Origin of the sequence: Bartonella queenslandensis (assembly GCF_018155095.1) — a bacterium.
Classification (GTDB): Bacteria; Pseudomonadota; Alphaproteobacteria; order Rhizobiales; family Rhizobiaceae; genus Bartonella; species Bartonella queenslandensis_B.
Map to the genome: position 1 here is coordinate 25,158 of NZ_NAAI01000005.1, position 25,166 is coordinate 50,323.

Sequence of the window (25,166 nt, forward strand, 5' to 3'; positions counted from 1 at the left end):
TTATCAGGAAAAAATATTGAGTGGGGAAAATTATCAGGTAAGGGAACTTTCATGGCAGGCGTGGAAATAAAAAAGGTTGAAACAGACGAAAATGGAATGCGTTTAGACCGTTGGTTTAAAGTGCATTATCCAGAACTTGGATTTGGAGCTTTGCAAAAATTGTTGCGTTCTGGTCAGATACGGGTTGATGGTGGACGTGTTAAAGCCGATACGCGTCTTTGTATAGGGCAGTCTGTTCGTATTCCACCTCTCCCTTTTGATTATACGACAAGTCTTCCAATAACGGATAAAACACTTCGTGGGCAGGGTGATGAAACTGTTTTGAAAAAAATGCTGCTTTATGAAGATCCAAAAGTCTTTGTTTTTAACAAACCAGCAGGTCTCGCTGTACAAGGTGGTTCTGGTTTAACACGTCATATGGATAGTATGCTTGAGGTGTGGCGCAATAAAAAAGGTGAAAAGCCGCGTTTGGTTCATCGTCTTGATCGTGAGACGTCGGGTGTGCTTGTTGTTGCGCGATCAAGAGGTGCGGCTCAAGCCTTAACAGCTGCTTTTAGAGCGCGGGAAACAAAAAAGATTTATTGGGCGTTGGTTCGGGGGGTTCCTAAAAAAAAGCAGGACAAAATTTCAACGTGGATGGTTAAGGAAATAACTGCACAAGGTGACAAAATGCGTGTTTGTGAACATGGGGTGCCAGATTCACATCATGCGGTTTCCTACTATCGCATTTTAGATACGCGAGGGCGAGCTCTTTCGTGGCTTGAAATGGAACCTTATACGGGGAGAACACATCAGCTCCGTGTGCACGCCGCCTATATGGATCATCCTATCATTGGCGATACAAAGTATTTTTTTTCTGATAGCAATTGGACATTACCAGGAGGAATGCAAAACCGTCTTCATCTTCATGCACGTCGTATTCGTATTCCTCACCCTTCAGGAGGAATATTGGATATTGTTGCACCTTTACCACCTCATATGGTTCAAAGTTTTAATCTTTTATCTTTTAATGAGAGTGATGCTGACACAGAGTAAAAAAAACTTTATTTATTTTTTTATTGGTGCAAATTTTGTCTATAAATTTGATAAGATGGATAGAGATCCTTTAAAGAGAGTTTTTTGATCGTTAATCGTTATGAGAGGTTTGTGTTTTTGAGTGATGAATTTTCACATATCATAAGTTTTCTTATCTACAGTTTTTATTCATGTTGATTGCATTGTTATTTTTGGACATGGTGCATTTTTAATACTCTAAGCTTATGAAGATATTCCTTTGAATTATACGTAGGATTCCATGTTGGGGAGGTTGTCTGTTGAGGAAGATAAATGAGATGAGTTTTGAAAAGCATTTACTGAAAATGTAAATACAAATTTTAATTTTTCATGGAAGATTAGGTGAGGTATTTTATAGGAACTTTCTGGGAGCGTGGTTTCTCAACAAATTCTTGTCAATTCAACGGTACATTCTCTGTGTCTACTCCCTCACTTGAAGAGATGCTTCGTGTTAAATTTAAAGAATTTACTTAATTATTGCTTTGGCATGTTTTTCTATGCAAGGAATGGATTACTCGCTGTTCTAAGTGATAGAGCCATGTTCTTTACGGATGTAGTCATTGGGACACTTTCGCCATTTATTATTCAACTTCTTTAGATCAATATTGGTTTGAATTTAGATGACAGCTTGATGACAAAAGCCAATGATGAAATGGCATACAATTTAGTATTATTCATAATACGAGCCAGATGTGTTCTTTTTCGATTATATTGCTAGAAAATTACTAAATACGGGTCATTTTTACCTGTGTGAAGTGTATTTATAGGTAAAATAGTGCATATTTTGTTGGTCAATTGAAATATTATGATGTAGGTGAATGATTTCTTTAAATAATAAGCCAATTAACTCAATAAAGCTTCTAAGTCACCCGATAGAGAGCTAAGAGTTGTACTAAACACTATGATAGCAATCATAAAGACAACAATTATATAGAGATTTTTCACACATTGAACAGGTTAATGTGATTAATAATTTATTGAGAAATAAAAGGATTTACCAAGTCAAGTCACCGTAAAATGATATAAATAATCTCAATAACCTCATAAATATATTTGTTTTTGTGTGTGTAAATCAAGAGAAGTTTTTTAATTTTTCTTATGCATAACTCATTTTATTTTATGATTTTGTTTAAAATAAAGATAAATTGATATACTATATTAACAGTATTATAAAATCATTACATTTAATCATTATCGTGATTATTTCCATATATTCAATGAGCTTATCTTATGATATCTAAGATTACAGTAAAGAAAAATCTAATAAAAAGCTATTATCATTCTTAAAGTTATATTTTAACTAATACTTATAATTTTATAATATATACTTAGTAAAATATTATAAAAATGTTATTTATCTATTTATTTAATTATTTTTCTGTAGAGATATATTATTGATAAAATTGTATTTTTAAATTTGGCTAAAAAATAAAGAGAAAAATAAATCTGGGTAGCCTCTTTTTCAACAAATAAAAATAATGCGTTCATTTGATATCGTAAAATAAAATGATAACGATCATATGTTTTTGATTATCAATGATGAAAATAATTGTGAGTTTATTGAGATTCATTAGATACCTATGAATTTTGCGTATCCACTCAAAAATATAGAATAATATAATTTTACGATTATTGTGGAGTTCAGTTTGATAAATTGAAAAACATAATGCTGAACATGACAAATATTTGCAAAAAATGCTTTTATTAGGCGTTATTTCGTTTCTTTGTGGTTTACATTTTTTATCTTGGTTGAAGAGAGAAGGTATATTCATTTTTATTTTATCTTAAAATCCTAAAACACTATTAATATCAAAAAGTCATGATCGTAGAAGATAATGAGCTTAAACCCAAGTTATTCTAGGATTCTTCAGAAATAAATTGCTGTAAAATCATTGAAATGTTTAATGGCTTTATGGATTAAAGTTGGCATTTTCATCAATATTATTTCTTATCTTACCTCCTTTAGCTTTTCTAATCAAAGAGCTAAACTTGTGTTTACGCTAATTTTTACTTGGTTAGCGAATTATTCTCAACATATGATAAGGAAAAAATTAGCTTACTATACGCTACCAATACAAAAAAATCCATTATGTATAATAAAAAGGATAATTTAGCAATATTTTTTATGTTGTGATTTTAAAATATTGTGATTAAGAGAATTGTTTCTCTCGAAGAAAAAAATATAATTTAAACAATATAATAATCATATTATCGTAATAAAATTTTATCATTTAAAAAAATATAAATAGAGTAATTGACAAAACAAATTAAATATGGAATGAGTAAAATATAATACAAAATGATAATTATTTTTTTGTATTATATTATTACTCTCTTCACAATAGAAAAATATACATCATTGATAGATGTATGCAGTGTTTGCTGTTTAGGGAGTAAGTGTTTGTTAAATATCATAATAGGTTGTTATAATGAAAATATTTAAACATTGTATATCATGCGTTGTTGCGGTAGCTATCTTCTTTTCTCAGATTTTAGGAGCCAATGCCGATTCTTTAAATGGTAGATTTCAAAACGATGATTTCATTTCTGTAATGAAAGAAGAAAATGGAGTTATTAAAACTGTTAAGGCAATTATTAGTCAAATTTCAGGACAAAGCGGAGAAAGAGATGTCCAAAAGGTGGCAGGTTTGATAGGGATGGAGGCAGCGATTTTTGGCTTGATTGCATATCTTGCATATTTCTTTTCTAGAAAGCCTCCGACTCATCACCAAAAGCCAGGTGAAAGAGCATTCACTGCTTTTGCTCGAAGTGCATGGGCTCTTAATTAAAAAGTGTTGATTTGATAAACTTTAAATTATTCTGTTTTTGAATTTTTCATATTAATAAACCGTGATTTGAAATCACGGTTTAGCTGTTTTTATATTTATTGATATGTCCATTAAGCCTTAATTCTGTGGTTTCTACTCTTTTTAATTATTATTAAAGAAATACTTTATTGGGAATAATATAGTCTTTTTGAGGTTTGAAATTTTTTATTATTTATATTGGATAAAGAGAATGTGTATTCATTTTTATTTCTTTATTTTATCTTAAAAACGTAGAATTATATTAATATTAAAAAGTCATCTTTGTGGAAGATAACGGACTTAAACTTAAGTTATTCCCTGATTTTTAGAAGCGAATGGCTGTAAGAAACATTGAAATGTGTAATGGCTTTATGGCGTTAGATTGGCGCATGATATTTCCAAAAGGGAAGAAAAGCTTATTCATCAATGTTATTTTTATAATTATCTTCGTTTAGCTTTTTCAATTAAAGAGTTAAGCTTTTGCTTATGCTAATGCTTTACTCGGTTAACTACTTATTCAAAACTATAATAAAGAAAAAATATTTTGTTAGAACATTTTAATAATGTAGTTTTTTCTATAAAGTTAAAAAACATTTATTTTACTATATAATACAAAAAATAAAAAACATTATATGTGACCAAAAAACAACATAATGATATTTTTTATATTATGATTTTTAAGAATATTTTTTATTTTAATTATAAAAATACAATAAAAACAATAAGATAATTATAATTTTAATATATTTTACAACTAAATTATATAAATATAAAAATACAAATCAAATAATTGACAATATTAAATAAATATGTAACAGATTTATTAAAGTTATAATATAATATAAAATGATAATTAAAATTTGTATTATATTTTTATTTTCAAAATATAAATATACATTATTGATAAATGATATGATGTGTTTTGTTTAGAGAATAAAGTAACGAAAGTTTATTTTTTTAATTATTGTAATAGGTTGTTATGATGAAAATATGTAAGCATTGTATAGTATATTTGGTTGCAGTGGCTATTTTCTTTTCACAGGTTTTAGGAGCCAATGCCGATTCTTTAAATGGTAAATTGCAAAATGATGATTTTAATCCTGTAGCAACACAAGAAAATGGAGTTACTAAAGCTGTTAATATGATTATTAACCAATTTGAAGGACAAAGTGCCGAGAAAAATGTCCAAAAGGTTGCGGCTTTAATGGGGATGGAGGCAGCGATTTTTGGTTTAATCGCATATCTTGTATATTTCTTTTCTAGAAAGCCGCCAAGTCCTTCCAGAGGGATGAGTGGAAAAATATTCGATGCTATTAATTATAGTGCATGGGCTTGGTAATTAAGGATATTTCCTTGATGAATTTTAAATTATTCTGTTATTGAATGTTTTATATTAAATAAACCGTGATGTTTAGTCACGGTTTATTTATTTTTAATGATATTGATAAGCTTTTATATCATTAAGATATTGTTGGGGGGATGGTAGTATAAGGCGCGTTAAATTTAAATAATCAGCTGCTTTTTAAAGTTAATTAAATTTTTTCTCTTCACAACACGCATTTGAGATAAGTTTTCAGTTGATATTTTTTTATGATGAAAATGCATATGCTTTAATTGAGATATCCATAAACGGTGTGTATCCACTTAAAAAATATAGGGTAATACAATCTTATGGTTATTGGGGATTTTATTCTGATGAACCGAAAAAACATAGTGATGTATCTTACAAATATTTACAAAAAATGCTTTTACTGAAAACTTTTAGTCTCTTTGTGGTTTACAATTTTTTTTATCATTTTATCTTAAGAAAACAGAATATGGATTCATTTCTATTTCTCTATTTTATCTGAGAAGGGCGGAGTTATACGAATGTCAAAAAAAGTCATGATCGTAGAAGATAACGAGCTTAATATGAAGTTATTCCGTGATCTTGTAGAAGCGAGTGGCTATGAAACCGTTGAAACACGTAATGGTCTTATGGCATTAGATTTGGCGCATTCATCGATGCCATCTCTCATTCTTGTGGATATTCAATTGCCAGAGGTCTCTGGAATAGATGTTATTAAACAATTAAAAGCAGATAAAGAGCTTCAATCAATTCCTGTTGTTGCTGTAACAGCTTTTGCTATGAAGGGGGATGAAGAACGAATTCGTGCCAGTGGATGCGAAGAATATATGTCAAAGCCTATTTCCGTCCCTCATTTTATCACAATGGTAAAACATTTTGTGGACTGAAACCTTGTTAAGTGATGATAGAATAAAGACACTGAAAAGTTTATAAGATTGCTAAAGTTATTGCGCAAATATTTTTGTGCTTTAGCGCGTGGATATATTCAAGTTAGTAAAACAGATTTTAAAAATTAAAACTGAAGTTTTGAATTTTTTGGTCTATTTTTTTACTTTTTGTCTTAAGAGAAGCGGTTGTTTTGCATTCTTGTTTTTTTCTAATCGGTATAGATTTTCTCCTAAATTCATCTAAAAGTCTGTTTTAGTAGGATGAAAAAAAGCCCCGATGAAAACAGGGCTCTATATATTGCACAAGAATTGAAATTAACGTTTTGAAAATTGGAAAGAGCGACGCGCTTTCGCTTTACCGTATTTTTTACGTTCAACAACACGGCTATCGCGGGTAAGAAATCCCCCTTTTTTCAAAATTGGACGAAGTTCGGGTTCATAATAGGTTAAGGCTTTAGAAATACCATGGCGTACTGCACCAGCTTGCCCAGAAAGACCACCACCTGCAACGGTTGCAATAATATCAAATTGGGTATCTCTGTTTGTTGCAACAATTGGTTGACGAAGAATCATTCTTAGAACAGGACGTGCAAAATATTTGTCAAATTCCTTGTTGTTAATGATAATTTTCCCAGAGCCCGGTTTAATCCACACGCGAGCAACAGCATCTTTTCGTTTTCCTGTTGCATAGGCACGTCCTTGAGAATCAAGCTTTTGCACGTGGACAGGAACAATATTTTCACGGGTTTCTGTAATACTTGTTGCCATGCTAAGTTCAGAAAGAGAATTAATTTCAGCCATAATCAAGCAATCCTTTTGTTTTTGCGGTTTAAAGCACCAACGTCAAGAGATTCGGGCTGTTGCGCTTCATGAGGATGTTGGCTTCCAGCATAAACACGGAGGTTCTTCAATTGACGGCGACCAAGGGGGCCACGCGGAATCATACGTTCTACAGCTTTTTCAACAACGCGTTCGGGAAAACGTCCTTCAAGAAGCTGACGCGCTGTACGTTCTTTGATTCCACCAATATAGCCGGTATGCCAATAATATTTTTTATCCGTATATTTCTTACCGGTGAGAGCTATTTTATCGGCATTGATGACAATAACATTGTCACCATCATCAACATGTGGCGTAAATGTAGCTTTATGTTTGCCACGTAAGCGGTTTGCAACAAATGTGGCAAGACGCCCTAAAACAAGGTTTTCTGCGTCAATAATAACCCATTTTTTCACCACTTCAGTTGGCTTTTGTGAAAAAGTTGCCATAGAAGTATCCTTTAATTAAAGCCCCTGTAGCATGAGGGCATTTTCATTGTTTGCGTTGAAAATTGTTAGCACAGCGAAATATTTAACGCGTATTGATTATTCTGATATAATGTCTTTCTCTTTACGTCAAGAGAAAATAAAAACTTTATAAAACAGTGCTTTATGAGTGAGGTATTATAATACCTTATTGAAATAAGTTTATGGACAATTTAAACTTAAAAGGAATGTTACAAAAGACTATTTTATCTTTAACGCGTGATTGTATTTTATTGATCTTCATTATAAAATAAATAACAATGCAGTTGTCTCGTTATTTTCTCAATGTTGAATTTTCTGCTTGTGGTCAAGCGTGGTTGGATGCTCTTGATGTTCAAGGGATAAAAAATGCGCGTGCTATTTCTCAAAAGTTTGGTTTTCCAGATCAATTAGCGCGAGTCCTTTCAGCAAGAGATGTAGATGAAACTGAAGCTGTTTCTTTTATTAATCCAACATTACGAACGCTTATGCCGGATCCAGAAAGTTTTAGAGATATGCAATGTGCTGCAGAGCGTATTGTTAAGGCTCTTCTCAATCAAGAACAGGTTGCTGTTTTTGGTGATTATGATGTTGATGGTGCATGCGCATCAGCACTCATAGCGCGTTTTTTTCGTTATTTTGGGATTGAAGTCAGAATTTATATTCCTGATCGTATTATTGAAGGCTATGGACCGAATGAACAGGCAATGAGAATGCTCGTGCAAGAAGGGGCTCGTTTAATTATCACTGTTGATTGTGGTGCAAATAGTCCAGATGCTGTAAAAGCGGCGAGGCTTGCAGGTGCTGATGTTGTGATTTTAGATCATCATCAAATGTCAGAGATTCATCAAGAAGCTGTTGCTCTTGTCAATCCTAATCGCCCTGATGATTTTTCTGGACAAGGGCATTTATGTGCAGCGGGTGTTGTCTTTGTTACATTAGCTTGGGTTCATCATTTGTTGCGGAAAAAACAATTTGAAGGTCAACTGCCTGATCTTCTCAGTATGCTTGATCTTGTTGCATTGGCAACCATATGTGATGTTGTTCCATTACAGGGGGTTAACCGTGCTTTTGTGGTAAAAGGACTGCAAGTTGCTCGTTCTATGCATAATCCAGGGATAGCAGCTTTGACAAAGGTTGCACGGATAGGGGAGCCACTTAATAGTTTTCATTTAGGTTTTTTGTTAGGTCCTAGAATTAATGCAGGAGGGCGCATCGGTGATCAAGCTTTGGGAGCACGTTTGCTTAGCTGTGAGAATAAAGATGAAGCGGAAAAAATAGCAGAACAATTAGATCAGCTTAATCAAGAACGCCAAGAAATGGAGAACATTCAATTAGCACAGGCGGAATCTTATATTGCTTCTCTTTATCAAGATCAAAAAACACCAGTATCACTTGTCATTTCTCATCAAGAATGGCATCCGGGAATTATTGGTATTCTTGCATCCCGCCTCAAAGAGCGTTTTTTTTGTCCTGTTTTTGCTATTGCTTTGAAGGAAGATGGAAATGGCGTAGGGTCGGGACGCTCAATTAATGGCATAGATTTAGGTGCACTCGTTCGTGAAGCTGTTACACTCAATTTATTAGAAAAAGGAGGGGGGCATAGTATGGCAGCAGGAGTTACAATTCAATCGACGAAAATTGAAATTTTTCGAAAATGGCTAGAAGAAAAAGTTTCTGTAATGGTTTCACAGTTGCATGCAAAAAAGTCTCTTAGGATAGATGGTTCTCTTTCTGCTTCTGGTGTTAATCAAGCGCTATTTGAGCTGCTTGAAAAGGCAGGGCCTTTTGGGACAGGGAATGCAACACCTGTTTTTGTTCTACCCTCTCATCGATTAATGAATTTATCTGAAGTTGGTAAAGGACATCTTCGCCTTATTGTATCTAATGTGGAAGGAAAAAAACTGCAAGGAATAGCTTTTCGTGCTGTAGGAACCGCGCTTGGTAATTTTCTCTCTGAAAATATTGGTGAAATGATCCATTTAGCTGGTCATCTTAGTTTGAATTATTGGAATGGAACGATCAATCCGCAATTGCGTGTGATTGATGCTGCAGTGGTTTAAAAAAGGTATTTTTTACATTAGATGTCTAAATTAGAAGCAAAAGTAGAATTTTCTTGTATGAAACGAAATCGTGCTTCTGGTTTTGTTCCCATGAGACTTTCTACAGTCTTTTTCGTTTCTTGCATTTCTACGGCATCAATAGAGACACGAAGCAATGTACGTTTTTGAGGATGCATTGTTGTTTCTTTAAGTTGTTCTGCGCGCATCTCACCTAGCCCTTTAAAACGACCGATTTCAATTTTAGCTTTTCCCGTAAATTCAGTTTTGAGCAATTCATCCTTATGGATGTCATCGCGTGCATAAGCAACTTTCCCGCCTTGGGATATTCTATAAAGGGGAGGGACGGCGAGATATAAATGTCCCTGATGAATAAGGTCAGGCATTTCTTGAAAGAAGAAGGTAATGAGTAGTGATGCAATATGAGCACCATCAACATCAGCATCTGTCATGATGATAATACGTTCATATCTGAGATCTTTTTCACGATACTTAGAGCGTGTTCCACATCCAAGAGCAAGGATAAGATCGCTAATTGTTTGGCTTGAGTTCATTTTTTCATGTGCCGCACTGGCGACATTTAAGATTTTACCACGAAGAGGTAAAATTGCTTGATTTGCTCGATTTCTTGCTTGTTTAGCCGATCCTCCTGCCGAATCCCCTTCAACAATGAATAATTCAGCACCCGCCGCATGGTTTTGGCTACAATCTGCAAGTTTACCGGGCAGACGTAATTTACGGACAGCAGTTTTTCGACTTATTTCTCTATCTTGGCGTCGTCTAACACGTTCTTCAGCACGTTCAATAACCCAATCGAGAAGTTTGGTTGCTTCTTGTGGGGAATTTGCCAACCAATGATCAAAAGGATCGCGGATTGCGCTCTCAACAATACGCTGTGCTTCAATGGTTGCTAATCGATCTTTTGTTTGTCCAACAAATTCAGGATTACTGATAAAGACAGAAAGTATTGCAGCTGTTGAAATCATAATATCGTCAGATGTCATGATCGTTGCGCGCTTATTTCCTATTAACTCAGCGTAAGATTTCAATCCACGTAAAAGAGCTTGACGTAGTCCTATTTCGTGTGTTCCGCCTTCTCCTGTAGGAATAGTATTGCAGTAAGATTGCACGCAAGGATCACCACCATGCCAAGCGATAGCCCATTCAACGGAGCCATGGCCGTTATTTTGTTGTGTTTTGCCAGAAAAAATTTCTGACGTGACGCGATATTCATCTTTTAGTGATGCAAGTAAATAGTCTTTAAGTCCATTGGGAAAATGAAAAACAGCTTTTTCGGGAATATTTTTTACGCCTTCAAGTATAACGGGATCACAAGACCAGCGAATTTTTACACCACCAAAAAGATAGGCTTTGGAGCAAGCCATCTTATAGATTTTTTCTGGATCAAAAGCTGCTTTTTCACCAAAAATTTCACGATCAGGATGAAAACGAACGCGTGTACCACGACGATTATAAACATCCCCTAAATCTTCCAATCCAGATTGAGGAATACCGCGTGAGAAGCGTTGGCGGTAAAGTTTTCGTTCTCGTGCAACTTCAACTTCCATATCATCAGAAAGAGCATTGACGACAGAAATTCCTACTCCATGAAGTCCGCCCGCGGTTTGATAAGCTTTTCCATCAAATTTTCCCCCTGAGTGGAGTTGTGTCATAATAACTTCAAGAGTGGATTTGTCAGGCATTTGAGGATGATTTTCGACAGGGATACCGCGTCCATTATCCGTAACGGTTATATAACCGTTCCTATCTAACGAAACTTCAATGGAGTCTGCATAACCAGCAACAGCTTCATCCATCGCATTATCAATAATTTCGGCAAATAAATGATGAAGTGCTTTACTGTCTGTTCCACCGATATACATTCCAGGGCGTAAACGTACAGGCTCTAAACCTTCAAGCACTCGAATAGAGAGGGCATTATAGTCATCCTCTTGTGTATCTTTTGCACCTTTTTTTGAAATAATCGCTTTTGATTTCATTGGAGGCTGCTGAGTGTTTTCTGTTGTATTTACCCGAGATTGGGCTTTATTTAAAATACTAAAAAGATCTTTGTTGTTATCGCTCATAGCGTTTAACTATCTACCTTATAAAATATTTATTAAAATAAATTTTATGCCTGTTTTTTATTTAAAAATCAACGTTCTTAGGAAACATCAATTGTTGGGCCAAAAATTTGTTCAAAAGCATGTTTGAGAGCAATATCAATATCATGCATTGTTACAGGGCACCCTAAATCAAGAAAGCTTGTTACACCGTGGTTTGTAATTCCACAAGGAACAATTCCTGAATAATGGGCTAAGTTAGGATTAACATTGATAGAAACGCCATGAAAACTGATCCATTTGCGCATTCGAATGCCTATCGCTGCAATCTTATCTTCGGAAGAAAGATCATTTTGTTTTGATGGGCAATGCGACTGTTTCACCCAGACACCAACGCGATCTTCTCTGCGTTCGCCCCTAATATTAAAGCTTGCAAGCATTCGTATGATCCATTCTTCTAACGCACTAATGAAAGCACGAATGTCTTGTTTTCGGCGTTTAAGATCAAGCATAATATAAGCAATACGCTGTCCTGGACCGTGATATGTAAATTCACCTCCACGTCCGGCTTCATAAACAGGGAATAAATGAGGCGCTAAAAGATCCTTTTTATCTGCACTCGTACCCGCTGTATAAAGAGAGGGGTGTTCAAGAAGCCAAACCTGTTCATTGGCAGTTTTTGCAAAAATTTTTTCCACACGTTCTTGCATGTAATGTAGCGCTTCAGGATACTCAACCAAATGATCGCTTATTTTCCATTCAACGGGTGGATTTCCTAGAATCGCATTAAAATGATGTGATAAGAGACTACGATCCCTATTTTTTAATTCGAATGTCATTGGCAATATTTATCTTAATGTTTGAGTTTTTGTACTGTAATCAGAAAAATAACAAAAGCGTAAGATTAAGAGACACTTGATGAGAATTGCAATGAATTTTATTTAAAAAACGCGTTATGTTTGTTTTACCATCTTCCTGTTGCACCACCACCACCTGATGATCCCCCACCACCTCTGAAACTTCCTCCTCCTGAATGTCCACCAAAGATTCCACCAGAATTTCTACCACTCGCATTTAAGTTTAAAAACCAAGGTGTAAAGACAATACCCATCCAAAGATACTTTTGTGGACCTATTTTCCTACCAAAAATCATGGCAAGAATGGGTAACCCAACTGCTATAAAGAGAATGAGAAACATGATTGTATTTATCATCATTTCTTCTTTTGCAGCTTGTTTACGTTGTTCTTCAATAGCTTTAGCTTTTTGTTTGATTCGAAAAGAAAAATCAGCATCGCTTTGTGTGATCACTTTGATAATTGCATGAATCGCTTCAACAATTCCTTTTTGATAATTTCCTTCACGAAAATTAGGAATCATGAAGCTGTTAATGATGACAGAGGAAATAGCATCTGTTAGTTCTCCTTCCAAACCGTAGCCTACCTCGATACGTGCTTCACGTTCATTGGGTGCGATGACGATTAATACGCCGTTATTGATTTGTTTTTGACCTAACTTCCATGTGCGAAAAAGAGAGTTGCTGTATGTCTCTATATCATTGCCCGAAAGAGTAGGGAGCGTTACAAGAACAATTTGATCTCCCGTTTTTTCTTCAAGTGCAGCAAGCTTTTCCGTTAAATTGCTCTTTGTTGCATGGTCAAGTAAATGAGCCATATCGTTGATATAGCCGGTTAAGGGAGGAAACTTAGTGTGTGCGTAAGTGACATTCCCCAATGCAATGATCAAGTATAGAATGCTTAAAGGTACCCATAAACGAAGAAAAAAACGACGTTTTATAGAGTGTTGAAATGGTTTCATTAATTAAAATTAACCTTTGGTGTTTGTTGGCTATCCGTATCGATGGTAAAAGTTGGCATCGGTTTAGCATCACGAAACCATAATTTTGCCCAAATCATTGTCGGCATTGTTTTGAGTGCAGTATTGTAGGCACGAACCGTTTCGATATAATCGCGGCGCGCAACGGAGATACGGTTTTCCGTTCCTTCTAATTGTGATTGAAGAGCAAGAAAGTTCTGGTTTGCTTTAAGATCTGGATAGTTTTCGACAACCGCCATAAGCCGCGAAAGTGCACTTGATAAATTTGCTTGATTTTTAAGATATTGCTGCATAATTTCCGGATTATTCAACATATCTGCGTTAATGTTGACTTGCGTTGCTTTGGCACGTGCTTCAATTACATTGGTGAAAACGCTTTTTTCATGGGCGGCATAAGCTTTAACTGTTTCGACGAGATTGGGGATGAGATCTGTACGGCGTTGATATTGATTGAGCACTTCACTCCATGCTGCGTGTGCTTTTTCTTCATTTGTTGGTATCGTATTAAATCCGCAGCCACTTAAAAATGGCACTAACCCTGCCAAAAAAATAATGATTGAAAATTGTTTTAATATTTTAAACATTGAAGAAGTTTGTACATTTAACATAAAGTTGTCTCCACAGATATTTTATGTATTATATAGTGTTTATCTTCTTTGTGAAAAGTATTTTGAATTTTATAAACAGACATTATTATTTATAAATTGATATCTTTCTGTGTTTTTAGAACGCTTCAGTGGCTTGTTGACATGAAAATAATAATGGGAATATAGATGTCATCTTATGAAAGATCAATAATATTCATATCAATTGTTCTTATGGCGTATTTTATTATTTTCATAGTATTTTTTATTTCAGAACGTAGCAGATAACAATTGGGGAAGGGGAGAATATAAGCTTCAATCTTATAGAAGGAAGAGGTCGTTTCCATTTTCCCTCCTTTAGAAGTTCGCGCTTAACCTATTGGATAAAAAGCTTTTAAATTATGGATATCAATCATTGTGGAGAAGGGGAAAAATCCTCTGTTGTAAAGCGTTCAATCTTAAAGTGAAAAGTGTGACGGATGAGCTGATAATTATGATCGTTATCGTTCTTGTTATCCTCTTACCTTATTTAAAATTATACTTCTTCTTTTTAAGAACAAAAAGCATTTGTCTATCGTGGATGTAGGTGCAGGGAAAGGCATTGCATTAGAGAGGATTTTTAAAGTTTTAGAGAATGAGCACCAATATCGTGCTATCTTTATCCTAAGGAATGGTTTTTAAAAAAGCATTTTAGTTTAAAGCGTGATTATTTTTTTGTTTTATAGGTTTTACAGAAGGATTAATAATGTTAAGAGTTACACTGTAATTAAAAAAGAAAGAAAATTATGACGATTATACTAAAGCCGGGTGAGGTAACGCTTAGCGAACTTGAAGCTATTTATTTTGATGGTGAAATCAGTAAACTTCATCATGATACGCATGTAGCTATCGAGAAAGGAGCGCAGCGTATTGCTGAAATTGTAGCTGGAAGTGAGCCTGTGTACGGTATTAATACTGGCTTTGGGAAGTTGGCTTCCATTAAAATTGATGCGGACAAAGTCACTATTTTACAGAGAAATCTTATTTTGTCCCATTGTTGTGGGGTAGGAGAGCCTTTAGCTGAAAATATTGTGCGTTTGATCATGAGTTTAAAGCTTATCTCTTTAGGAAGAGGAGCTTCTGGAGTTCGTCTAGAATTAGTTAATTTGCTGGAAAATATGCTTGAAAAGGGCGTTATTCCTGTCATCCCAGAAAAAGGATCTGTTGGCGCTTCAGGAGATCTTGCTCCACTTGCTCATATGGCGGCTGTTATGATGGGAGAAGGAGAAGCGTTTTTTCAAAATATTCGTATGAGTGGAGCACTTGCTTTAGAGAAAGCAGGATTATCCCCTATTGTTTTAGAGGCAAAGGAAGGTCTAGCTCTTATTAATGGGACTCAAACATCAACAGCACTTGCACTTGCCGGACTTTTTCGAGCTTATCGGGCATTGTGTGGTGGATTGCTGGCAGGGGCTTTAACGACAGATGCTACCATGGGATCAACGGCGCCATTTCATCCTGATATCCATATTTTACGAGGGCATTATGGGCAGATTGCCGTATCGCAAACATTAGAAAAGCTTGTAGAGGATTCAGAAATTCGTGCAGCACATTTACGTGGTGATGAGCGTGTACAAGATCCTTACTGTATACGTTGTCAGCCACAGGTTATGGGGGCATGTTTTGATATTTTGTTAGCAGCAGCAAAAACACTGATTATTGAAGCAAATGCTGTTACAGATAATCCGTTGATTTTAAGAAATGGTGAGGTTGTATCAGGTGGCAATTTTCATGCTGAGCCTGTCGCTTTTGCAGCTGATCAGATTGCTCTTGCTTTGTGTGAAATAGGATCTATTTCTCAACGGCGTATTGCCCTTATGGTTGATCCAGCCGTTTCTTATGGTCTTCCAGCGTTTTTAGCGCACAATGCAGGTCTTAATTCAGGTTTTATGATTGCTGAAGTAACAGCAGCAGCTTTAATGTCTGAAAATAAGCAAATGGCTCATCCTGCTTCCATTGATTCAACACCAACTTCAGCCAATCAAGAAGATCATGTTTCAATGGCTTGCCATGGTGCGCGTCGGTTATTGATCATGAGTGAAAACCTTTTTACACTCATTGGTATTGAAACGCTTATTGCAGTACAAGGAATTGAATATCGCTCCCCTTTAAAAACAAGTACTCTCTTACAGTCTGTTGTGAAGTGTTTACGCAAAGATATTGCTTCTCTTAAGGAAGATCGCTATCTGGCTCCAGATCTTCATCAAGTACATATACTTGTACGTGAAGGGCGCTTATTATCTATTTTACCAGAAACAATTTTTCCTTCATTAAGTTTTCAATAATATTTGTTTTAATGCCAATGATAAAGGGCGAATATTGGATTTTGAAACTTTCTCATATGACAATATAGAAGATTATACTATATTTGAATTATTTAATAAATTATGTATTTATTACTATATATCTATTGTTTATAACCAACTAGATATTTTATAATGATCTGGATTTATCATCATAATTTTATAGAAAATATAAATCTGAAGTGTTTATACTTTCTAATTTCTATCAGCTTTTTAATATAAGTTAAATAGTATCTAAAAATTATATATTGTAATATTATATTTTTATAAGTATAAATTATATTATATACTTTGTTATATATTTTTCTTGTTTTTTAATACTTTATGATTTTTATAGTTCATTTTGGGTATTTTAAATAAAAAAAGGAGAAAAAAATGTTTAAAAGTGCTCGATTGTGTGTTTTAATAGCAGTTCTTTTTTTTTCACAAATTCTTGAGGTTTATGCAAATTTTAGGAGAGGTAGCTTTCCAGAGGAAGTTTTCATTATGATGGTGGCTCAGGAGAAAAAACCTCTTGTTTCGGTGAAAAACAAACGTTTTATTGCTATCTCAGGGAAAACTCCTAGAGGTAAGGAGAGTGCTATCATCGGACCAATAATCAAAGATACTATTTTTACTGTATATTTTTTTTTCATTGGAAAGCTTGTCGTTAAGGCAGTTGGAGTCTTTAAAAATTGGGTTGTAGATACATTTTCTCATACTTTTGAAAACTGGCGAGATTCGTATTATCATTAATTAAGCTATTCAATGGGCATAAAAGTTTTTTTTATGGGCTAAAGAGAGTTTGCTTAAAGTAACAAAAATTAATTGTACGCATCGTTAATGCATTTGTTATGAATTTTTAGGCTTCTATTTCGGTGTACTGAAATGGAAGCTTAAGAGTTTAGACTACATTTAGGTTAATTTTCTCTGTAAAAACTATAGAACACGCAACGAATTAAATGACAATTGTAAAAAAATCATTATCACTTTGTATTTAAATAAAGTAATACCACATTGCAGGCTATAAAAGCTGAATAATTTGCAATAAGAGTGTTTTTTCATTGTTTAGAGCAAAGTGTTCGACTGGCTGTTGTTCAATGTTGTTTGAAATATATTTGTGAAAGAAACATGAGGCTTTATTTATCATAAAGCTGTTATCGTGGTGTGGATTGTCAGCATTTCAAAAAGAAAAAGTAAGGAAAGAAATGGCAATAAATGAACTAAAACGAGGGATGAGTAAGCGCCAAGTTATTTTTTTAGCTCTTGGCTCTGCTATTGGAACCGGTCTTTTTTATGGGTCTGCACAGGCAATTAAGCTTGCGGGTCCTAGTGTTTTGATTGCCTATTGTATTGCTGGTTTAGCTATTTTTATGGTGATGCGGGCTCTAGGAGAGATGATACTTCATAATCCATTGCCTGGTTCTTTTGCTCGTTATGCGGCAAATTACATATCACCATTAGCAGGTTTTTTAACGGGATGGACATATGTATTTGAGATGATTCTTGTTGGTTTGGCTGATATTACAGCTTTTGCGACTTATATGGGTTTTTGGTATCCTGATGTTGCTCCTTGGGTATGGGCACTGAGTATTACGTTAATCATCACAGGTATTAATTTAGCTGCTGTAGAAGTCTATGGTGAACTAGAATTTTGGCTGTCTTCTATTAAAGTTATTGCTATCATTGCTATGATTATTTTAGGAATAGCAATTATTTTTTTGGGGTGGGGTGGAAGTGTAGGTTCTTCTACTGTTACTGTTCATAATTTATGGAAGAATGGTGGTCTTTTTCCCAATGGTTGGTTTGGTTTTTTAGCTTGCTTTAGTGTTGTTGTTTTTGCTTTTGGTGGCATAGAAATCATTGGTATGGCAGTCATGGAAGTTCAAAATCCTCATCAAACAATTTCAAAAGCTATTAATTCTACTCCAGTTCGTATTTTGCTTTTTTATGTCATGACGTTAGCTATTTTAATGTCTCTTTATCCTTGGAATGAGATTGGTCTTATGGATAGCCCTTTTGTATCCATTTTTGAAAATCTTGGGATTTCATATGCCGCAAATATTTTAAATATTGTTGTTGTTACAGCGGCTATTTCGGCAATGAATAGTGGAATGTATGGTGCTTGTCGTATGATCCATGGTTTATCACAGGAAGGTTATGCTTTAAAAAAGTTTCAATATTTATCAAAAAACGGTATACCAGTTTTTGTTATTTTGATGATCTTCGCTATTTTTCTTCTTGGTGCTGTCCTTAATTATTTTTATCATGAAAAGCTTTTTTTCCTTATTGCGGCAATGGCAACATTTGCGACGGTTTTTGTTTGGATAATGATTCTACTTTCGCAAATTTTTATGCGAATTAAGATGCCTAAAGAAGAACAAAATGGCTTAAACTTTCCCATTCCATTTTGGCCGATAGGATCAATTCTTTCTATTTTATTTATGGTTTTTATTTTTATTCTCTTATGGTACTTTGATGAGACAAGACCAGTTTTAATTGTCGGGGTTAGTTGGATTGCTTGGCTTGTTATTTGTTTTTATGCTCTTAAACTTTATAATTTTAAGCAAAAGAAACTGCAATCAAATATAGATTAGATTAAAAAGAAATAGCTGATTTTTTAAGGAGAAAGAGTATTTGATTGTTGTTCTTCAAAGATTGGAATAAGTTAGATTGAAAACAATCTGCTCGTTATCATTTTTCTTTGGAATTTTTTGTGAGGCATTGTTGATGATAGCAACTCCATCATATAAACATCAGTTATTTTATGATGGTGAGCTGTGCTGCTCACAGTCATGCTATCAATATACGTGTTTCCTATTAAACATGTCTAATACTGCTAATAGATTTTAATAGATCAAGGCTGTAGAAAAAGATATTTCCCTATAATGAAATTCTGTTTCACAAGAGAAGTTATGGTGATAATTACCTCTATTATTTGATTGAGGTTTTTTCACCGATATTCAACAGAGCTAATAAATTATTTTATAAGCTTTTTAAAAATTGAGGTTTTAGATTTTGTTGTTTAAAAGAAATTGCTGAAGAAACGAAGGTGAAGTTCTTTATGCAATTCCTTGTAAAGAGGAGAAGGCTTTTTTGCGTCTTTTGAAAGGATATTGCGGTTATTATGGGGTAAAGAGGAGAAATCTTTTTCAAAGAGGCGGTGGTAGAAAATAGCAGATAACAGATTCATTGGGGGGATTGTATTATTGTGTTTGCAAAAGCTTTCATAAAGAAGCAGTAAGGTATCGCAATAAACCCCATAGAAGAGTCAATCTAAGAGAATGATGTGCGTGTGATCATTTTTTCACGATTCTGTTATTGCTAAAAGGGGCAGGGAGGAAGTGTTTATAAGTATATGTTTCATTGACTGTTTTTGGTGGATTTTTGTTACAATGTTAAATAATATCAGTACAGGGATTATTTTTATCACGAGTGGAAGAAAACAAAATGCATTGAAACATATGCTTATTGCAACTGTATTTAGGCAAAAGATTATGCAATATTATCGTTAAAAGCGTGCAAGAGAAGTATAATCAGCAAGAACAATTGTTCAAAAGTGGACTTTTCAGTCGTAAATCTTCCAAGACATCTCCATCGCATACCACAACGATTTTTTCCATTCTTAGTGTGATGGGTGATATTAACATAAAAAAGAAGCTACAGTTATCACTTTTTATATGATTGCAAATGTCGGCACCGGCACTGTTCATATGTCCAGTGGGAAAAACACCACATTTGCGGGGGGGTGATTTCTGGAAACCGTGTAAAGATGGGTATTGGTGGTGATTTTACCATTACCAACCGCAGCGATATGGGACAAAGTTCCAGTAAGCAAAACTCTCTTTCTATTGGATTTTGTGCTGGAAAAACGGGTGGTGGAGGTTCAATGAATGCCTCTTTCCAAAAGGATAAACTCTCTGATGGTTATCACAGTGTTGTGGAACAATCAAGGGTTAAAACCGGTGATGGTAGCTTTGATATTACAGTGGCGGGTGCAACAACCATGACCGGAGGGATTATCGACAGCACAGCCCCAGCAGAAAAAAACCGCCTGATCACAGGAACCATCAGCACCAGTGATATCACCAACAGTGCGCATGCTCAAGCCAGCAGCCATGGGTTTAGCCTTTCTGGAAATGACACGCTAAAAAACATTGTCAAGAATGTTTTAAATCATGGCAAAGCCCAGGATGGAGCAGAAGGATAAACCAAATCGGCTATCAAGGATGGTACCATCATCTTAACCGGTGAAAGCAACCAGAGGGCGGCGATGGGGCAAGAAGCTGGGAAAATCATTGGCTCTCTCAACCGAAATACCGCAGCAGCCCACCAAGCTGTCGCTCCGATAGACGCCATATCGCTTGAAGGAGCAGTGTATAATCGTCTAGATATGATCAATGATTTATCAGATGAAGGATTTGATACCGTTTATCAGGGTTTTGTAAACATGTTTATCAAAGAGCATTATCTGGCTACCGTTGAGCACGATAAAGATGGTAAAGTGATCTATGCTAAAGATGAAAATGGGAAATATATGAAAAGCAGCCATGGAAACCCACAGCCGCAATATCATTATTTAACGCTTGAAGAACAACAGAATTTACAAAAAGGTTCTGATGGCAAGGTTCATGTTTTCCTCAATGGTATTTTTACAACACCAGATGAAGCAGCCCATAATGCGGTTCAGTTGGCTGGTAACAAGAATGATCCGCATTATTTTCTGATGTTCCCTCATAGCGATTTGGTCTTTGTGGAGGGGTTTATCGCTGGGTATCAATATCTTCTGGAAGGTGGTTTGGGTGGTTTGACCAATTCGACAAAGAAGTTTCAGAATCTGTTGTATAGCCTTGGCAATACAGGATTACATATTGATGGGCATAGCCGTGGTAGTATGACAGCCGGCAATGGATCATATAATTTAGAAAAACATGGGGTCCACGGTATAGCAAAGGAAACAACGATTAATTTCTTTGGTCCAGCTTATAACACTCAAAATATGGCAAATACGTTATATATCTTAAGTGATGGCAAGCAGGATTATGTCAATTTGGAAAATCATAAATATGACTTTGTTGGTGTCAAGATTGGCAAAAATCCTTATACCTTTGAGCAAATACCTCCTGGAAGTGATCCCTGGAAAGAAAGAGAGCAAATATTTAAGGGCTATCCCAGTGTTCATGCTTGTTATGGACATCCGAGTGATGCTTGTACATCGCTTTATGGACTACCTAATCGTACACCGATTTATTCTATTTATTCAGGAAGAAAAAAATGAAGCAAATATTGAAATTATTAAGCAGTCTCATTCTGTTAAATATCGCGGGATGTAACATCGACAAGCCTGCTCCAGGATACTTGAGTGTGTGGGAGAAAAATGGTGTTACTGATTTTACTGAGGTAGGAAAAGCATTGTTAGAATGTGGTATGCCAACCCCTTATGATATCGATCCAGAAAACCAACAGCAGAGTATTAATGCTAAAGCAACAACTTATGCTTGTATGCTCCAATCAGGTTTCCGCTATAAAGATGAAGAGGTGGCAAGAGGGGGAGGGTGGTGTTATACATTTAAAGAGAAAAACCTTCCGATTTGCCAACCTGGAGCTGTTATTCCGCAGCGAAGTGTTGAAAAGCACTTAAACAGCCCTTTTTGTAAAAAGTACAAAAATAGCCGTAAATGCCAACCTTAATTTTTGCTGTGGATCATGAACACTCCCCCATTCTTATGTTCGTTTGGGATGGCGGGGGGTTCAATCAATCATCTCAACATTGTTCAGAATTGTCTTAAAAAACGGAGATAAAATATCAATAGGCTTTAGAGTCTTCTCATCGTAAAGAAACCCATTGAAGGAGGGGAAAAATGAAAAAAACTTTGAAATTATTGAGCTGCATAGCTCTCTTAAGTACAGCTGGATGTGTTAACCAACTTCCCTCACTTTCTCCAGCTTTATGGAGAAATAAAATACTTTTAGAATGTGGAGTACCAGACCTTAATAGGGTTGTGGCGCTAGATTTGAATCAATTCGCCAGTATTGAAATTTGTATGGGGCAATCAGGTTTTCGCCCTAGCTTTACAATACAAGAATGGTGTGAGAACCATAAATCGGACAATCTTCCCATATGTCGTCCTGGTGCTGTCATGCCTCAGCGAAGTGTTGAGAAACGTTTAAATAGTCCTTATTGTAAAAGACATAAAAACGCACTTGAATGCAAACCTTAACAACACAAAACCATTCGCAAAATATTTCTGTAAATGTTGGATACAGCTATGGGAGTGGCGGTTCAGGATGGATGGGCAATGCTTCTTTTGGAAAAGGAAAGGGTTCCAGTGAACAGGTTCAACACAAGAACAGCCATATTATTGGTACCGACACTGTTCATACCAACAGTGGAGGAGACACCACATTGGCTGGGGCTGTGGTTTCTAGAAACCATGTAGAGATGGGTATTGGTGGTGATTTTATCATTACCAGCCGCAGTGATACGGGATAAAGTTCCAGCAAGCAAAACTCTCTTTCTATCGGCTTTAATGGTGGAAAAAAGGATGATGCAGCGACAATCAATATTTCCTTTAACAAGGATAAATCCTCTAGCGATTATCACAGTGTTGTGGAGAAATTAGGGGTTAAAACTGGTGATGGCGGCTTTGATATTACAGTGGTGGGTGCAACAAGCATGACTGGAGGCCTTATTGATAGCAGTGCATCGGCAGAAAAAAACGCTTGATCACAGGAACCATCAGCACCAGTGATATCACCAACAGTGCGCATGCTCAAGCCAGTAGCTATGGGTTTAGCCTTTCTGCGGCTGGTCCCATGATCCGAGGCAAATATGGTGTTGCAAAAAACATTGTTAAAAATATCTTAGATCATGCAAAAGCCAAAGATTCATAGGAAGGTTATACAAAATCTGCCATCAGCGATAGCACCATTGTGCTGACAAATGAAGCGGGGCAAAAGGCATTGACAGAGCAAGATGTGTGGAAACCATAAAGCCGAAAACCTTCCGATTTGTCGTCCAGGCGCTGTTATTCCGAAGCGAAGTGTTGAAAAGCGCTTAAACAGCCCGTTTTGTAAAAAATATAAAAACGCGGATGAATGCCAACCTTAATTTTTGCTGTGGATCATCAACACTCCCCCATCCTTTTTTCGTTTGGGATGGCGCGATTGTTCCCTCAACTAATTATTTTAACGCTATTTATCTATGGGGTCTAAAAATGTAGGCGCGACAATTTATAAAAATATCTATTTCAATTATAATCAAAATATTGAGAATAATTATCAGCATAACATTGATAGAATATAATTTTAGTAGTAATTCCACTGTGTTTTTGATATAATACGAGATAGGCATCATCATAAAGATAAATGATAATAAAGATTGATAATGTCCATCATTGTTTTGGAAATGAAAAAGCAGCATGTACAATAATTTATAGATTGTTTCGTAATATCAAAATTATTCAAGGATAGGAAAATGAAGCAGATTTTAAAATTATTAAGCGGAATAGCCCTGTTTGTTATGGTTGGATGTGACCTAGAACAGCCTTCTCGAACAGCTGTAGATATGTGGGAAAAGTCTGGTGAGGATCAACTTGAGGTCAAAAAAGCTCTGTTGGAATGCGGAATGCAGCATCTTGATGGCCGTCTTGATGCAGAAAAAAATACAGATGAGAAATTCAATGAAGAGGAGTCTGTGAATGCATGCATGATACAAGCAGGTTTTCAGGATAAATTGGGAAGGGTGAAGTGGTGTGAGAAATATGAAAATCTTCCAATTTGTCAGCCTGATGCTGTTATTCCTCAGCGAAGTGTAGAGAGACGCTTGAATAGTCCTCATTGTGAAGAGCATAAAGAACAACCTGAATGTCAGCCTTAGGTATTGAAGCTGCTGTAATCAAAAATCCTTACATTCTTGTTTTTACACGGGGGGAGTTGTTTCTTCAATTCTATATTCTAAAAAGAATCATCTTGCGTGTGAGCGAGTATGAGCGAACTTATCAGTCTTTTTATCGTAAATATTGAAGGAGGAGGAAATGCAAAAAATATTGAAATTATTAAGTGCTATAATTTTATTAAGCTCTGCGGGGTGTGTTAGCAGGCCTCCCCCATCAATCGTGAAATTATGGGAAAAGCCTAGTGTCAATTAAGTCTGTGGTCCAACAAGCACTGTCAAAATGTGGTTGGAAACCAATCTAGGCTTCTTCTGAAAATATGGATTCGCGTGTACGTGAGTTTGCAGCAGTTTATGAATGCATGATATAAGCAGGTTATCGGTACAAATTATAAGATTCAAAAGGAATCTATTTTTCATCAGCGCCGCGAAGTGATTCATTTTTAGTCAATTTAATGGTAGCAGGGTATCAGCAAGTTATGGACAATGATGCTTTTGGTGTAACCAATTCGACAAAACAGGAGTGAGATTTGATGTTACATTTTGAGAGTGATAAAAAACGCCGGAAAATAAAAAAGCTTTGAAAAAATGAAATATTCATCTTTAAAGCAATAATTGAATGAAAAATATTATGGAGAAAAGAGAGAAATACAGCACTTTTTCCTCTTGGTATCGTGATATTCATCAGCACTGAGAGTGCGAATAGTGTTATTGTCAGATGATGATATTGGGGAAGTTTAGAGTTTTATTCAATGTAACAAAGTGGCAAAAAATAACTTTGCTAAAATATCTGCTTTAACGATAATAAGCAGATTACTTTCATAGAGCTGATTTTGATGCTTTTCAATTTCAAGATAGTGACTGTTTTACTGTATTTTAGTTTCTATCTGAAAATTCAAAATGTTATGCAAGTGGTTTTGATGTAGATAGCTTTTTATTTTATGATCTGCTTTTAGATAATATTTTCTAAAATATTTCATTGTTTCATTCAAACTATTGATGATAGGGCATTAAGAGAAGTTTTGTTTGTTT

At 35.3% G+C, this 25,166-nt stretch carries 19 protein-coding genes and 3 pseudogenes; 16 read left to right on the forward strand and 6 right to left on the reverse strand.

Annotated elements, in window-relative coordinates; translation table 11 throughout:
* Positions 1-51: 51 nt before the first annotated feature.
* The 4 genes from B5V81_RS04475 to B5V81_RS04490 all read left to right on the forward strand — a co-directional run bounded on the left by B5V81_RS04475 (position 52) and on the right by B5V81_RS04490 (position 6,095).
* Positions 52-1,035, forward strand: coding sequence for an RluA family pseudouridine synthase (locus B5V81_RS04475; protein WP_212112301.1), 984 nt, complete (start codon positions 52-54; stop codon positions 1,033-1,035).
* Positions 1,036-3,482: 2,447 nt separating this feature from the next.
* Positions 3,483-3,842 carry a hypothetical protein gene (locus B5V81_RS04480; protein WP_212112302.1) on the forward strand — a complete coding sequence of 120 codons (360 nt, stop codon included), beginning with the start codon at positions 3,483-3,485 and terminating at the stop codon, positions 3,840-3,842.
* Between the two features lie 1,000 nt (positions 3,843-4,842).
* Positions 4,843-5,199, forward strand: coding sequence for a hypothetical protein (locus B5V81_RS04485; protein ID WP_212112303.1), 357 nt, complete (start codon positions 4,843-4,845; stop codon positions 5,197-5,199).
* A gap of 530 nt (positions 5,200-5,729) precedes the next feature.
* The gene (locus tag B5V81_RS04490; RefSeq protein WP_212112304.1) at positions 5,730-6,095 is read left to right on the forward strand and encodes a response regulator; all 366 of its coding nucleotides are present in this window, start codon (positions 5,730-5,732) and stop codon (positions 6,093-6,095) included.
* A gap of 315 nt (positions 6,096-6,410) precedes the next feature.
* On the opposite strand, the gene rpsI is transcribed toward B5V81_RS04490, so the two are convergent.
* Positions 6,411-6,896 (reverse strand): 30S ribosomal protein S9, encoded by a 486-nt coding sequence (rpsI, locus tag B5V81_RS04495; protein WP_212112305.1) that lies wholly within the window; start codon positions 6,894-6,896, stop codon positions 6,411-6,413.
* Between the two features lie 2 nt (positions 6,897-6,898).
* Complete coding sequence (gene rplM / locus B5V81_RS04500) at positions 6,899-7,363, reverse strand: 50S ribosomal protein L13 (protein WP_039760441.1); 465 nt, start codon at positions 7,361-7,363, stop codon at positions 6,899-6,901.
* Between the two features lie 296 nt (positions 7,364-7,659).
* Here rplM and recJ point away from each other — a divergent pair, with 296 nt between their 5' ends.
* Positions 7,660-9,441, forward strand: coding sequence for a single-stranded-DNA-specific exonuclease RecJ (gene recJ, locus B5V81_RS04505; protein WP_212112306.1), 1,782 nt, complete (start codon positions 7,660-7,662; stop codon positions 9,439-9,441).
* Between the two features lie 17 nt (positions 9,442-9,458).
* On the opposite strand, the gene parE is transcribed toward recJ, so the two are convergent.
* The 4 genes from parE to B5V81_RS04525 form a co-directional block, all read right to left on the reverse strand.
* Positions 9,459-11,525, reverse strand: a complete 2,067-nt coding sequence (parE, locus tag B5V81_RS04510) for a DNA topoisomerase IV subunit B (RefSeq protein WP_212112307.1) — start codon at positions 11,523-11,525, stop codon at positions 9,459-9,461.
* 77 nt (positions 11,526-11,602) lie between these two features.
* Positions 11,603-12,340 (reverse strand): lipoyl(octanoyl) transferase LipB, encoded by a 738-nt coding sequence (lipB, locus tag B5V81_RS04515; protein ID WP_212112308.1) that lies wholly within the window; start codon positions 12,338-12,340, stop codon positions 11,603-11,605.
* Between the two features lie 125 nt (positions 12,341-12,465).
* Positions 12,466-13,317 carry a TPM domain-containing protein gene (locus B5V81_RS04520; protein ID WP_212112309.1) on the reverse strand — a complete coding sequence of 284 codons (852 nt, stop codon included), beginning with the start codon at positions 13,315-13,317 and terminating at the stop codon, positions 12,466-12,468.
* Positions 13,317-13,943: a LemA family protein gene (locus B5V81_RS04525; protein WP_212112310.1), complete on the reverse strand. Its 627-nt coding sequence runs from the start codon at positions 13,941-13,943 to the stop codon at positions 13,317-13,319. The genes B5V81_RS04520 and B5V81_RS04525 overlap by 1 nt, the downstream gene beginning before the upstream one ends.
* 438 nt (positions 13,944-14,381) lie before the next feature.
* Between B5V81_RS04525 and B5V81_RS08790 the strand changes: the two are divergent.
* From B5V81_RS08790 to B5V81_RS08800, 11 genes and pseudogenes are all read left to right on the forward strand, one after another.
* Positions 14,382-14,576: pseudogene (locus tag B5V81_RS08790) on the forward strand (class I SAM-dependent methyltransferase); the annotation flags it as partial.
* Positions 14,577-14,704: 128 nt separating this feature from the next.
* A complete protein-coding gene (gene hutH / locus B5V81_RS04530) occupies positions 14,705-16,243 on the forward strand; it encodes a histidine ammonia-lyase (RefSeq protein ID WP_212112311.1) in 1,539 nt (512 codons plus the stop codon).
* A 393-nt stretch (positions 16,244-16,636) separates the two neighbouring features.
* Positions 16,637-16,996 (forward strand): hypothetical protein, encoded by a 360-nt coding sequence (locus B5V81_RS04535; protein ID WP_212112312.1) that lies wholly within the window; start codon positions 16,637-16,639, stop codon positions 16,994-16,996.
* Between the two features lie 452 nt (positions 16,997-17,448).
* Positions 17,449-18,837, forward strand: a complete 1,389-nt coding sequence (locus tag B5V81_RS04540) for an amino acid permease (RefSeq protein ID WP_212112313.1) — start codon at positions 17,449-17,451, stop codon at positions 18,835-18,837.
* Between the two features lie 1,151 nt (positions 18,838-19,988).
* Positions 19,989-20,450, forward strand: coding sequence for a hypothetical protein (locus B5V81_RS08795; protein ID WP_244979371.1), 462 nt, complete (start codon positions 19,989-19,991; stop codon positions 20,448-20,450).
* A gap of 63 nt (positions 20,451-20,513) precedes the next feature.
* Entirely contained in the window at positions 20,514-21,518 is a 1,005-nt protein-coding gene (locus tag B5V81_RS04545) for a filamentous hemagglutinin (RefSeq protein ID WP_244979372.1), read from the forward strand.
* Entirely contained in the window at positions 21,515-21,931 is a 417-nt protein-coding gene (locus tag B5V81_RS04550; protein WP_212112314.1) for a hypothetical protein, read from the forward strand. The genes B5V81_RS04545 and B5V81_RS04550 overlap by 4 nt, the downstream gene beginning before the upstream one ends.
* Before the next feature lie 170 nt (positions 21,932-22,101).
* Positions 22,102-22,461, forward strand: coding sequence for a hypothetical protein (locus B5V81_RS04555; protein ID WP_212112315.1), 360 nt, complete (start codon positions 22,102-22,104; stop codon positions 22,459-22,461).
* A pseudogene (locus B5V81_RS04560) lies at positions 22,455-23,221 on the forward strand (hemagglutinin repeat-containing protein); the annotation flags it as partial. The gene B5V81_RS04555 and the pseudogene B5V81_RS04560, both read left to right, overlap by 7 nt.
* A gap of 496 nt (positions 23,222-23,717) precedes the next feature.
* Positions 23,718-24,119 (forward strand): hypothetical protein, encoded by a 402-nt coding sequence (locus tag B5V81_RS04565; RefSeq protein WP_212112316.1) that lies wholly within the window; start codon positions 23,718-23,720, stop codon positions 24,117-24,119.
* Between the two features lie 157 nt (positions 24,120-24,276).
* Positions 24,277-24,658: pseudogene (locus B5V81_RS08800) on the forward strand (hypothetical protein); the annotation flags it as partial.
* Between the last annotated feature and the right edge of the window lie 508 nt (positions 24,659-25,166).